The sequence below is a fragment of the Shewanella psychrophila genome, from assembly GCF_002005305.1.
Lineage (GTDB): Bacteria > Pseudomonadota > Gammaproteobacteria > Enterobacterales > Shewanellaceae > Shewanella > Shewanella psychrophila.
Genome location: NZ_CP014782.1, coordinates 5,783,136 through 5,796,245, shown reverse-complemented (window position 1 = coordinate 5,796,245; position 13,110 = coordinate 5,783,136). Strand labels below are relative to the sequence as shown.

12 protein-coding genes are annotated in these 13,110 nt (G+C 45.3%); all 12 read left to right on the top strand.

Going from position 1 to position 13,110, the window contains the following annotated elements; genetic code table 11:
* The first annotated feature begins 7 nt into the window (after nucleotides 1-7).
* The 12 genes from sps_RS25280 (at nucleotide 8) to sps_RS25225 (ending at nucleotide 13,105) form a co-directional block, all read left to right on the top strand.
* On the top strand, nucleotides 8-541 hold the full coding sequence (locus tag sps_RS25280; protein WP_077755027.1) for a terminase small subunit: 534 nt from the start codon (nucleotides 8-10) through the stop codon (nucleotides 539-541).
* Nucleotides 516-2,507 (top strand): phage terminase large subunit family protein, encoded by a 1,992-nt coding sequence (locus tag sps_RS25275; RefSeq protein WP_077755026.1) that lies wholly within the window; start codon nucleotides 516-518, stop codon nucleotides 2,505-2,507. The genes sps_RS25280 and sps_RS25275 overlap by 26 nt, the downstream gene beginning before the upstream one ends.
* On the top strand, nucleotides 2,504-2,707 hold the full coding sequence (locus sps_RS25270; RefSeq protein ID WP_077755025.1) for a hypothetical protein: 204 nt from the start codon (nucleotides 2,504-2,506) through the stop codon (nucleotides 2,705-2,707). The genes sps_RS25275 and sps_RS25270 overlap by 4 nt, the downstream gene beginning before the upstream one ends.
* A 32-nt stretch (nucleotides 2,708-2,739) precedes the next feature.
* Nucleotides 2,740-4,308, top strand: coding sequence for a phage portal protein (locus sps_RS25265; protein ID WP_077755024.1), 1,569 nt, complete (start codon nucleotides 2,740-2,742; stop codon nucleotides 4,306-4,308).
* Nucleotides 4,211-6,283: a ClpP-like prohead protease/major capsid protein fusion protein gene (locus sps_RS25260; protein ID WP_237157947.1), complete on the top strand. Its 2,073-nt coding sequence runs from the start codon at nucleotides 4,211-4,213 to the stop codon at nucleotides 6,281-6,283. The genes sps_RS25265 and sps_RS25260 overlap by 98 nt, the downstream gene beginning before the upstream one ends.
* An 87-nt stretch (nucleotides 6,284-6,370) precedes the next feature.
* Nucleotides 6,371-6,691, top strand: a complete 321-nt coding sequence (locus sps_RS25255; RefSeq protein WP_077755022.1) for a DUF2190 family protein — start codon at nucleotides 6,371-6,373, stop codon at nucleotides 6,689-6,691.
* Nucleotides 6,684-7,022: a hypothetical protein gene (locus sps_RS25250; protein WP_077755021.1), complete on the top strand. Its 339-nt coding sequence runs from the start codon at nucleotides 6,684-6,686 to the stop codon at nucleotides 7,020-7,022. The genes sps_RS25255 and sps_RS25250 overlap by 8 nt, the downstream gene beginning before the upstream one ends.
* Before the next feature lie 17 nt (nucleotides 7,023-7,039).
* Nucleotides 7,040-7,603 (top strand): hypothetical protein, encoded by a 564-nt coding sequence (locus tag sps_RS25245; RefSeq protein ID WP_077755020.1) that lies wholly within the window; start codon nucleotides 7,040-7,042, stop codon nucleotides 7,601-7,603.
* A 26-nt stretch (nucleotides 7,604-7,629) separates the two neighbouring features.
* Nucleotides 7,630-8,055: a hypothetical protein gene (locus sps_RS25240; RefSeq protein ID WP_077755019.1), complete on the top strand. Its 426-nt coding sequence runs from the start codon at nucleotides 7,630-7,632 to the stop codon at nucleotides 8,053-8,055.
* Entirely contained in the window at nucleotides 8,052-8,771 is a 720-nt protein-coding gene (locus tag sps_RS25235; RefSeq protein WP_077755018.1) for a phage tail tube protein, read from the top strand. The genes sps_RS25240 and sps_RS25235 overlap by 4 nt, the downstream gene beginning before the upstream one ends.
* A 108-nt stretch (nucleotides 8,772-8,879) precedes the next feature.
* Nucleotides 8,880-12,734 carry a tape measure protein gene (locus sps_RS25230; RefSeq protein ID WP_077755017.1) on the top strand — a complete coding sequence of 1,285 codons (3,855 nt, stop codon included), beginning with the start codon at nucleotides 8,880-8,882 and terminating at the stop codon, nucleotides 12,732-12,734.
* Nucleotides 12,734-13,105 carry a hypothetical protein gene (locus sps_RS25225; RefSeq protein WP_077755016.1) on the top strand — a complete coding sequence of 124 codons (372 nt, stop codon included), beginning with the start codon at nucleotides 12,734-12,736 and terminating at the stop codon, nucleotides 13,103-13,105. The genes sps_RS25230 and sps_RS25225 overlap by 1 nt, the downstream gene beginning before the upstream one ends.
* The last annotated feature ends 5 nt before the right edge of the window (nucleotides 13,106-13,110 follow it).

Genomic DNA, 13,110 nt, shown 5'->3' with positions numbered 1-13,110 from the left:
TGTAACTATGGCTCGTATTACAGCAAAAGAGGTTGAGCCAGTATTACTCAATAAATCTGACTTGTGCAAAAGCCTGGGGATCAGCACAACCGCTTTCGATAAATGGGCGGTACCTATTCATAGTAAAAAAGGCCGTGAACGTCTATATACAGTAGCCGATGTGGTTGCTAATCGAATAGGTAATGAGCGCAAAAAACAACAATCATCCCTCGATGATTTTGACCCTGAAAAGCCTAATATCGATTATGAACGATATCGGCTTACTAAGGCGCAAGCCGATGGCCAAGAGCTGAAAAATGAAAAAGATCGTAAAGAGGTGGTAGAGGTTTTGTTCTCTACCTTTTTTTTGTCAAAAATTGCTGCTCAGATTGCACCGATACTCGATCAAATCCCCTTGCAGATAAAACGTAAATTTCCCGATACGCCCGAGAAGATGATTGATTCTATTAAGTCAGAGGTTATCACCGGGCAAAACCTCTGTGCTGAATTAGCTGGCGAAATGGAAGGACTATTAGATGAGTATCTCGCTAGCACAGATTAAGAGTCTGAAAGCGGCGATATCGGCTGGGCTACGTTCATTCTATAGGCCACCATTACTCACTTGCAGTGAATATGCAGATCAGCATTTTTATATGTCATCTGAGAGCAGTTACTCAGAAGGCCGCTGGACTTCATTACCGTTTCAGGTTGGCATTCTCAATGCCATGGGGAACGACCAGATCACCACGCTGAATTTCATGAAATCGGCGCGGGTGGGCTATACCAAGATGCTTATGGCTAACACGGCCTACAAGATTGAGCACAAGAAACGAAACTCAGTGATTTATCAGCCAACTGATGGTTTGGCTAAAAAGTTTATGAAGGCTCATGTTGAATCTGCGATTCGGGATATTCCCATTTGGCGGAAGCTAGCGCCTTGGCTAGGTAAAAAGCATCGAGACAGCACTTTAGACACCAAGTTTTTTACCAATGGTAAAACCTTGCATGTTAGAGGTGGTACTGCAGCTGCAAACTACCGTGAAATATCTGTTGATGAATGCACCTATGATGAGCTGGCTGCGTTTCTTGCTGATATTGAAAAAGAGGGTAATGCCACGACTTTAGGTGATACCCGTTTTGAATTGTCAGCATTCCCTAAATCTATTAGAGGTTCAACGCCTAAGGTATTAGGCGAATGCCAAATAGAGAAAGCCTGTAGTGAAAGCCCATATCACTTTCGATTTATGTTGCCTTGTCCTCATTGCGAGGAACGTCAGAGTTTGAAGTTTGGCGGTAAAACAGAGCCATTTGGGATTAAGTGGCCTAAAGGTAAGCCTGAATCTGCCTATTACTGCTGTGAGCATAATGGCTGTGTAATAGAGAATGCCTCACTAATGGCAATGCAAGAGCATCCTGATGCGATGTGGGTATGCGAAAAAACAGGACTTAAGACAAAAGACTTTCTTAGCTTCTTTGATGCTGACGGCATTGAATGTGCCACCCCGGATAATATTGCTGTTTATATCTGGTCTGCCTATAACCCGCTCACGACCTGGGCAAAATTGGTTAAAGACTTCCTTAAGTGTCGAGGCGATCAAGAAAAACTAAAGACTTTCGTTAATACGAAACTGGGTGAGCCATGGGATGCTGACAATGGTGAGCGCTTAGAGTGGGAAGATTTATCTCGGCGTCGTGAAATGTATCCCGAGAACAAAGTCCCCGATTGGGTGGTGTACCTCACCGCCGGTGTGGATACCCAAGATGATCGTTATGAAGGTCGCATCTGGGGATGGGGACCTGGTAAAGAGTGCTGCTTAGTCGATAGATTTATTCTCTATGGGGATCCCGCGAGCCAAGTATTGCTAGATAAAGTCACTGAGCGTTTGCAACAAAGCTATATTCACGCTGATGGTGTGCGTTTAGAGTTGGGGCTCGTTGGCTGGGATAGTGGTGGTCATTATACCGATACTGTTTACGCCATGAGTAAAAAGCTTGGTCCTATGCGGGTCATACCCATCAAGGGGGCTAATGTCTATGGCAAGCCAATCGCTAATTTTCCTCGCAAAAGAAATAACAAGGGTGTCTATCTGACAGAAGTCGGTACCGACAACGCCAAAGAGCTGATTATGTCGATGCTTCGTATTGCGCCCGATCAGCACGTTCGTAAACCTGGGGCTATTCATCTGCCTCTCAATGAATCCATTTGTGATGATGTCGAGCTACAGCAGTTGACTGCCGAGCGAAAAATAGCGGTTCGCAGAAATGGCCGCATTGTTTATCGCTGGGATGCTGGTGGTAGGCGCAATGAAGCTCTTGATTGCTTGGTTTATGCCTTAGCAGCCCTATATATCGCCATGGAACGCTTTGGCATCGACTTAGAAAAAATGGCCAAAGGCAACGTTGCTGCAGCTAACGACATCGATAATGAGCAAAGTGTTCAATTCGAGTCAGAAAAACCCCATTCAGAATCACGTTCAACTCAAACCAATAACTGGTTGGGTGATACCGGCACAGGAGGCTGGCTATGAGCCAAGCATTAGCAAAAAAAATGGTGGATGCATATGTCACAGCTGAGCTGGATGTGCTTGATGGAAAAACGGTAATAGTTAACGGCAAAACAATGGGAATGGAAGATCTTGAACAGATCAGGAAAGGTCGAATGGAGTGGGAGCGCCGAGTTTCTTCATATTTTCGCCCTAATGGCGGCTTTGGTCAGGCTCAGTTTTAAGCCCTTTTTAAATAACTATTTAAGGATTAGTAATGAGCTGGATAAATAATGCTATTTCTCATATTTCGCCAAGGTGGGCATTAAATAGAGAGGCTGCACAACAAAGCTTTGAAGCGATAAAAGGCTATGAAGCGGCAAAGTCGAGTAGAACTCACAAGGCTAAAAAAGAGGGAAGAGGGGCTAACCAAGCTGTATTTGCTGCAGGTAAAAGCTTGCGTGAGCAGGCTCGCTGGTTAGATGAGAATCATGATCTCAGTATCGGCATTCTTGACCGAATGGAGGAGCGAGTTGTAGGAGCTCAAGGGATAGTTGTAGAGCCTCAGCCTCGTGATCTCGATGGCAATATTCTTGATGATTTGGCCAACGATCTGCAGCGCCGTTTTGGTAACTGGTCGTTAAAGCCTGATGTTACAGGTCGATATTCTCGGCCTGAGCTTGAGCGTTTGTGTTTGCGTACAGCATTGCGAGATGGTGAGGTGTTTGGCCAGCATGTATTGGGTAAAGTGCCTAAGCTCATTCATCCCAATGAGCAGGGAACGCCTTACTCGATTGAAGCATTAGAGCCTGATTTTATTCCTTATGAACTTAATGATATTGCTAAGCGGATCAGACAAGGCTTTGAGGTGAATGGTTGGGGCCAGGTAGTTAACTATCACGTATTACTCGACCATCCCGCAGATCAGAAAGGGTTTCGTTATAAGACTAAACCTGTCGCCAAAGCAAAGATGTTGCACTTGGGCTTATTTAAGCGTTTACATCAACTTCGAGGCGTTAGTCTGTTTCACGGCATCATGACCCGCCTTGCTGATATCAAAGATTATGAAGAGTCTGAGCGAGTTGCTGCACGCATATCTGCTGCACTGGCTTTTGTTATCAAGCGCGGCACGCCTGATTTGTTTAATCCTGAGGAAGCAAATACCCAAGATATAAAATTTAGTCCGGGTATGACAACCACCTTGGCACCTGGTGAAGACATCGACACTTTGGAATCTAATCGTCCCAATGTTCATTTGGTTGATTTTCGTAATGGTCAGATGAAAGCTGCGGCAGCAGGAACGCGAGGCAGTTACTCCTCTATTGCTCGGGATTATAAGGGAAGTTATTCAAGCCAACGCCAAGAGCTCGTAGAGCAAGACGAATCAAACCGCATCATGCAGCAATGGTTTTGTGCTGGTTGGTCTCGGCCTGTTTACCGGAACTGGCTAAAAATGGAGCAGTTAAATAAAGTTGACCCACTTAACTTACCTAAAAATCTCAATATAAACACCCTGTTCGATGCTGTTTATTATGGTCCAACTATGCCTTGGATTGACCCCCGTAAAGAAGCTGAGGGTTGGGAAATGATGATAGCCGGTAATGCTGCAACCGAGGCTGAGTGGGCACGTGCTCGAGGCAGGAATCCTGCTGAGGTAAAGCGCCAACGTAAGCGAGAGTTGGAATACAACCGCGATAACGACATGGTGACAGCCAACGACCCCGATCCCTCACTTGGAGAATCTAGCAGTGAACAAAACAATACCAGCAACAGTAATGCTCGCGGCAATGCCGACAAGCGCAATGCTAATCGCGCCGCAAGGCATGACCAGCAAGACAATAAATGACCAGTCGGTCCCTGATAAAAACTGGTACCAGTTAAAAGCTCAAAATGGTCATGTCGAGTTGATGATTTACGACGAAATTGGTGGGTGGGGTATTACCGCCAAGCAGTTTGCCCAAGATCTACAGGCCCTAGGCAAAGTGAGTTCAATCACTGCCAGAATTCATAGTCCGGGCGGCGATGTATTTGAAGGCATGGCGATATACAACATCATCAAAGGTCATCCGGCACAAAAGGTGTGCCATATTGATGGATTGGCAGCCTCTATGGCATCAGTGATCGCCATGGCATTCGATGAGGTCATTATGCCCGAGAACGCCATGATGATGGTGCATAAGCCTTGGGGAGGCACCTTAGGTGATGCTGATGATATGCGCAAATATGCCGATCTGCTCGATAAGGTTGAAAGCAACTTAGTAGGAGCCTACGCACAAAAAACAGGGCTCAGCGATGATGATCTCCATAATTTACTGGCCAGTGAAACTTGGCTTACAGGTAGCGAGGCAGTTGAAAAAGGCTTCGCAGACACATTAACCGATCCGCTGCAGATGGCAGCATCACTAAGCTCGAAACGAATGAAGGATTTTACCAATATGCCAGAAGCTCTAAAAAACCTGTTTGCACCACAGGGTAATAATCCTGGTGCTACCAATACGCCAACTCCCGCGAACACTGAAGTAAACCAGCCCTCACAAGCTGATATCTCTGCCGCTGCGGCAACGATGAATAAAGAGCGAATTGACGGCATCAATGCGGCGTTCGCTTTGTTTCCTCAGTTTGGGGAGTTGAAGAATAGCTGTATTGCCGATGCGGCAATAGATGCTTCAGGTGCTAAAGACAAAATTTTAGCGTCTCTTGGCCAAAATACAGATCCCGCATCTCCCCAGCCTCAAAGCGTGAGTGTTTATTCCGGTAACGGTAACTTAGTCGGTGACTCTATCAGTGCGCATTTGATGGCGCGAGCCGGTCACGTTAAAGCTGAAAAAGATAATGGTTATTCAAGCTATAACTTGAAAGAGTTAGCCCGTGCTTCTCTTGCCGATCGCGGTATCGGCATTGCGGGGCTTAATCAGATGCAAATGGTAGGCCTGGCGTTTACTCACAGCTCATCTGATTTTGGCAACATCTTACTGGATGTAGCCAATAAGTCGGTGCTACAAGGCTGGGAAATGGCGCAAGAAACCTTTGAACGTTGGACCAAAAAAGGCCAGTTAGGTGATTTTAAAGTCTCTAAGCGAGTTGGTTTAGGCGAATTTGATGCATTGCGTCAGGTTCGTGAAGGTGCTGAGTACAAGTATGTCACTTTAGGTGACAGTGGGGCGGATATTGCGCTTGCTACTTATGGTGAGATTTTTACTGTTACTCGCCAGTGCATTATTAATGATGATATGGATCAGCTTACTTCTATTCCGATGAAAATGGGAGGCGCAGCTAAAGCGACTATCGCGGATCTTGTCTATGCAATTTTAACCAAAAATCCCCAAATGGGAGATAGTAAGGCACTATTCCACGCGGAGCATGGCAACTTAGGTACAGGGGTTCCAGGCGTCGAATCATTAGGCGCATTGGCTGAGTTGATGGAAAGCCAAACCACAGGCGGTAAGAACCCTCGAGCACTAAATATCATGCCCGAGTTTGCACTCGTTCCCCCTAACCTTAAGCGTACTATCACACAGATTATTAAATCATCATCGGTTAAAGGTGCTGATGTGAATTCAGGTATTGCCAACCCAATCCAAGATTTTGCTGAAGTGATTTCAGAGGCTCGTCTTGGAATGCATAGCAAAAAAGAGTTTTACCTTGCAGCCGGTCAGGGCAGAGATACTATCGAAGTCGCGTATCTTGATGGAAACGATACGCCATACATTGAACAGCAAGATGGCTTTAGTATTGATGGTGTGGCAACTAAAGTTCGTATCGATGCAGGTGTTGCACCTCTTGATTATCGAGGGCTAACTAAGTCAACGGGTGTGGCTTAATCCTCATATAAACTGAAGTAGACACAAGGGGAACTCAACTATTGAGTTCCCCTTTTTATTTGCGCGATAAATATCAGGAAACCTGTTATGAAGAATCAAATCTGTGATGGTAATACTATTGATCATACCCCCGCTGCCGATGTTGCCAGTGGGGCGACGGCGTTAATCGGTAAGCTTGTTGCTGTTGCATTGGGTGATGTGAAAGCTAATAAAGAAGGCACCTTTGTCACCACCGGTGTATTTGAACTGCCTAAAGTGCAAGCTGATGATATCGGTCAAGGTGCACAAATTTACATTAAGGCCGATGGCAACATTACCTCTACGGCATCGGGTAATACCTCAGCGGGTAAAGCATGGGCTGCGGCAGGTAACCCATCAGATACTGCCTGGGTAAAAATTAATGGTTAATTTTGCCGCTAAGGCAGCAGTTAAGCTCGAACGAGCCTTTCGTAAACTGGCTGATACTTGCCAGTTTACTCCCGATTCGGGTGGGGAAGCTGTTAATCGTAGTGTCGTTCCTTATGTCACTGAGCCAGACACCTCGCAAGAGTACATACCTCAACCGGTCACAATGGCTGAGTTTCTGCTAAGTGATGGGCCTGTCCATTGCGATGATCTGTTTCAACTTGGCGTTCTTGACGGGCAAGGTGATTTTCAATCTACGGGTAAGCAGTGTCGGTTAACTCAGATTTACCAGGTGGATAGCATCAGCGTTGTTTATATCTATGTAGAAATTTAGCGTTAAGAGGGCAACTGATGGCCAGTAATAAGGTGCATTTAAGGGGTTTTGAATCAGTCAGTAAAGAGCTCAGAAGAATACGAAGCCAGCAAGAGCCTGCAATTGCTCAAGCAATTAAAGACACTGCCATATATGGTCAAATCACTGCGGTAGACGCAGTGTTTAATCGGTATAGCTTTAAGTCTCGAAGTTATGTTGATGACAATATTAGGGTTCAAATTGAGACTAGGTTTTTACAGGCGCGAATCTATTCACGCTACCGAGCCAGTACTTTAACGCGTTTTGTTAATACTCGAAGAACTCGCAATGCCAAGACTAAACCTGCTCGCCAAGTTAGTTCAGGCTATAGCATTAGTTTGCTTCGTAACCAATCCCATATTTTTCGTGGTGCCTTTCAATTCACCGGCCGCAATGGCAATGCGTTAATGGCTATTCGAGAGAAAGGTGATAACAGTTGGCGCGACATTCAACAGTCGTCTTATGGTCCATCAGTGGCGGGGAGTTTTGGGGTTATTCGTCCGGAGATAGATGAAAAAATCGGTCTTTACCTTCGCAAGCGATATACCCAGCATATTACTTAACATGGCTTAATCAGCCGAGGGATCTCATGATAAATGCAATTATCACTCGCCTTGAAGCGGTTGATGGATTTGACGTGCGCGAAGGTTTCTACACGCAATCATCAGCCAGCAAGAGCAAGTTTATTTTTGTTCAACCTCATCAAGATTCTGCCGAAATTCCCTCAGGTAACAATCCCTATAAAGATGATTTGCGTTTGCAACTGGTTGTGGGGGTTAAGTTGACCTCAACGGCTAAGCCTACTGCTGAACTTATTAATGCTGTCAGGCAGATCCGGGAAGCGTTTTTCAAAGGGGAGCGTAACCCGGCTAAACCCTCGTGGCTTGCTAGTGTGATCAGCTTTACCGAAGTAGAACCCTGTAAATACATTATGCCCGAAGTTCATGAAAAGCATGGCTTAGCGGTTATCACCCTTTCAATAACTCAAACCGTTAAATTTGGAGATTTACTATGAGTGAAACAGTAACCGAGAGCTACATCGGCTCAGGCATTATGTATGTCGATGGTCGTGATGTTGGTAATGCCAGCGGCGTTAAAATTGATATCGAGCAAGAAACAAAATCTCAACCGAACTATCGCGGTGGCGGCGGGAACTCTGCTGAGGTTACTAAGATTAAGTCGGTGAAGTTATCAGCCACCATGAATGATTTTAGTAATGAAAATATGGCTCTTGGTTTGCGTGGCAAGGTCGAAGTCGTTGCTGCTGGTTCTGTGGCCGATGAGGCATTAACTGCCGTTCTTGATGGCCTTTGTGATACTACAAAGATGATCGATACCAGTATTTTTCCTGTAGTGAAAAATGACGCTGGCACCACCACTTATGATGTCGATGTTGATTACATTGTTAGCGCTGGTGGTATCAGGCCTTTAAGCACAGGGTCTATTACTGAAGGGCAAGCTATCAAGGTGAGTTACACCTCAAAAGCAGGTAACGCCCTACAAGCACTGGTTGAATCGGGTAAAGAGGTGAAAGTGGTTATTGATGGTATTAACGATGCCACAGGTAAACCTTGGACCTTAAAGTTCTATAAGTGGAAGCCAAGCCCAACTTCTTCACTTGATCTAATTGGTGATGATTTTGGTTCATTCGACATCGAGGGCGGCGTGCTTGCCAATGCTTCTATTGTTGCAACAGGTAAGTCTAAATTCTTTGTTCGAAGTGCCGCATAACACTCTTTTTGTTCTGTGACCCCATAAGCCATCACCACTATTGATAACTCGAGAGTGGTGATGGTTTTTTCATTTTGTTGAACCTGTTTATCTATTGGAGTGCTATCGATGAGTTTTAAAGATCAAGTCGTCAACCTGATCATCAAGGGGAAAGACCTTTTCTCATCAGAAGCTAATAAGTCTGAAAAGGCATTAGCTGATCTGGCCCAGCAAAGTGAAATTTTAAATGAACGCTTGCGTGAGCTTGAAGATCTGCAAGGTGCCGTAAGCTCGATTGATGATCTGACGCGTTCCATCAGTAAAGGGGAAAAAGCCTATGCCGATAATAGCCTTGCCCTTGATAAGTTGGTCAAGGAACAAAAACAGGCCATTACCGCTGTTAAGCAGCTTGATGGTGCGCATAAAGAAGCATCAGCTCAAACTGAGAAAACCGAACAAGAATACCAACAAGCCAAAACACAACTAGCCCTGTATGAGCAGCAGTTAGGTAACACTCGCACACAAGTCGATAAGCTTACTGCACAGCAAGAAAAGGGCAGTCAAGCCAGTAAGGAACAGGCCGCTGCACTCAATAAAGCAAGCCGTGATCTTAAACAATTAGAGCAAGCGCAATCGACTACAGAAGTCAGCGCAAAAGCGCTGGGTATTGCTCTCAATAAGCAGCGCCATGAACTCGACGCTATTGGTATCAGCGCCGATGAGGCTGGTCGTAAGAAAGCCGAGTATACCCTTAAAGTTAAGAATTCAAGAACTGAGCTTAACAAGTTAGCGACCAGCTTAGGTAAGAATAAGACTGAGCTCGAGCAGCAAGTTAATAAACTGACTCAAGCCGGTTACTCAATGGATAAGCTGGCCGATGCCAGCAAAGAGTTAAAACAGCAACAAGTAGCAGCAAAGACCGCGATAAGCGGTGTAAATAAGCAGCTCTCTCGCCATGATAAATTACTTACAGAGTCGAAAAAATCAGCCCGTGATTTTGGTGGTTCTATTGGATCGGCCACACAAAGTTTACTTGCTATGGCTGGTGCCTATATCGGTATTGATAGATTGTGGGAAAGCTTGAAGGGGATCTTGACCACTGGTGATGATGCCAGGGCTTTTACTGTGCAAATGTCTGCCATGATGGGGTCAATTGCACAAGGAGAGCAAGCGACAGCCTGGATAAAAGAGTTTGCCAATAAAACAGGTACTGGTCTCGAGAGTGTGAAGAGTGCTTTTGCTTCTTTGAAAACTTTTGGTATCGACCCGATGAATGGTGCATTGCAATCCATGGTCGATTACAACGCCAGGCTTGGAGGGAGTCAGGAGAAGTTAGAGGGTATTATTCTTGCGGTCGGTCAAGCATGGGCTAAACAAAAACTGCAGGGTGAAGAGATCTTGCAGCTGGTAGAACGCGGTGTACCTGTTTGGGATCTGCTTGAAAAGGTCACAGGTAAAAATACAATTCAGCTTCAAAAGCTATCAGCAAGTGGTCTACTGGGTCGTGAAACCCTTGCCGCCCTATTTGATGAGATGGGTAAGCAAGCCAATGGCCAAGCATCTAAAAGCCTCGACAGGCTAGCCGGCCAAATTAATCTGATCTCCAACAAATTTGAAGAGTTCAAACGGATCATTGCTGATTCAGGTGTTTATCAGGTAGCCGTTGATTTCATCAAGGACCTTAATGAACAGTTCGACAGATTAAATCAAGACGGAAAAATTAAAGCGGCGGCTGAAGATATTAGCCAGTTTTTCTCCTCTATTTTAAGAGATGGTGGCAGTAGCCTAAAGGGGATGCTGGACAACATTGCTGCATTTTCAGAAGCACTTAATGTTATTTCAGGTTCAATAAAAATAGTTTGGAATTCAATCAGTGCCGGTATTGCTAGTGTCGCAGCTGTGGCCACTAAAAGTTGGGCCTTAATGACAGAAGGTTTTGCCATTTTTGTTGAATCTCTAGGTGGTGAAGAAAGTGCGGCTAAAATTCGTAAGGCTTCTGAGTTACTGAATGCATTATCTGCAGGTTATTTAAGGCAGTTAGAACAAGACAGTCAAGATATCAAAGCCGCTTGGGCGCAAGTTACCAATACCATTGAAACCGATACTACTGCCGCTTATCAAAACATAGCAACCGAAGCTGTAAAGAGTACCGCGACTCAGGTGAGTGAGGCCGAAAAGGTTGTTGCTGCAGGTAATAAGCAGATTGAAACGCTTACAGCGCAGGAGCTTGCCGCTAAGCAGGCTTATGCAGAATTGGTCGATGGTGCCCAAAAAGGTGGTGAAGCCAGTTATTTGTTTATGCAAGCGCAGAACGATCTCGGCCGAGTCACCTTAGAGCTTTCTGTTGCCCAGCAGGTGCAGATTAAAAACCAGCAGCAATTAGAGCTTTCTATTATCAAGGCCACGGCTGCGACTAAGGCTGAGTTATTGGCCCAGCAGCAACTCGCACAGCAAACATTAGTAGAAGTACGCCACGCATTTATTCAAGGTACAGCTTCAGTTCAGAAGTATGAGTCTGCGCAGAAATCTTTAGAGCAGATCACGGCAAAGCTGGCAGCGACCCAGAAAAAACAAACTCAATTACAACAACAGCAAGCGGCCAGTGCAAAAGAACTTGAAGATATCATGGCCAAGGCGGGCATCACCACGGTCAAAACGTTAAAAGACCAAGAACAAGCTGCAAAAAAAACCTATCAGGTGATTAAGAAGGGAGCAAAAGAAGGAACTGTTTCAACTTATGAGTTGAATCAGGCTTTTTTGAAATATGCCGAGGCAACTGTTCAGGCTGCTGTTGCCAGTGATAAGAAAGTTGATGCAACTATACGTGAAGAAGCCGCAAACCTAGGTTTGTCCGCAGGCCTTGAACAACTTATAGCTCAATACCAGCGACTCAATGATGTTCAAAAAGGGCTCGGGGAACAAACTGGAAATACCAAAGATAAGGTTGAAACAGACTCAAAAGGTATAGGTACTACCATATCTAATACCATGGATGGTGTGACCATGAGCGCTGAGCAAGCCGGGTCAGGTTTAGCTGGTATAGCTGAGGCGTTTACCGATCATTTAAGAGCCGTGACGGCTGAGATCGCAGAATTGAGTGAAGGCGCCACGGTTTATTTTAAAAACCTACTCTATCACCAGAATAAGTTAGTCGATGATTCGAGTGAGCTAGAAAAGGCCAGGCAGCAATATGCAAGTCTAACTCAAGAAATAGATAGAATGGAGGATGCTTTTGCCACATTTATTGATTTTACAGGCATTAGAGCATTCGCTATCGAATCGGTAATAGTGAGCAAGAAAACCCAGGCGGCTTATCATGCACAGAGGATTGAGTTATTAAGATTAACTGAGGCATTAGATGGCGTCGGTGGTGCCAATTTAGATTTGGTGCGTAAAGCTGAGATGGCGTCACGCACTTTATCTTTAGTTAATGAGCAGGATATGAGTTTGCTCACCTCGGCGATTGATACTGCTAAAGATAAAATGGATGAGTTGCGCGGTAGCGCTAAAGATACGCTATCAGCTCTTAAGGATGAATTAGATAACTTAGAGGGTGATCAGGCTTCGATTGAAAAACGTGAATATGAGCGCGAGCTTGCTAATATCAAAGAGCAGTTAGCTAAGGCTCAACGGACAGGCGATGAAAACTTGATAGCCCAACTAGAGGAGTCTGAGCGCATTCTAAAGCGTATTCATTCCATGAAGATGGCCGAGTTTAAAGCTCAGAAAGAAGCCGATAAAGCCAGTAGTCAACAAGCTAACACCTCACAGGTCAAAGAGGTTTCTGAGCCAGCTAAGAGAGCACCAGCAAAAGCTAATACCACCCCAGTACCCATTCCATCCCCTCAACCCTCGACCTCATCGCTAGACGAAACTGTCTTGGTTTTACAGATAGGGGATAAGCGCTTCAGCAGCAAGACATCAAAGAGCATTCTGGCTGAGCTTATGGCCGAAATGACACGCCAACAGCAAGTAGGTGGATAATGACCGAGATAGACACCATAACTCTCTCAGAGCCCTTGTTATGGCTTAACAGGGATAAGCAAAAGAGAGTCGCTACTAGTATGACTCGCGCACTTAATGGGGCTCCTCATATCAATCAAGTCCCAATTGCTGCAGGGCTAACCATCGTGCTTGGCACTTCAGATACTTGGATAACCAGAACTGAGTTTGAAGAGGTTCAACAGCACAGCTTTCTTAGCTTCATCGAATTTACTTTAGTTATCGATGGCCAAAGCTTCCAAGTGATTTGGGACCACTCCCAAGGCGCCGCTGTCACGGGCACCAACCTTTTTGAGGAATTTGGCGGTCATGAAGATTTAACCGATGCGACTTTTCGATTCTTAACCGTGTAGGCACC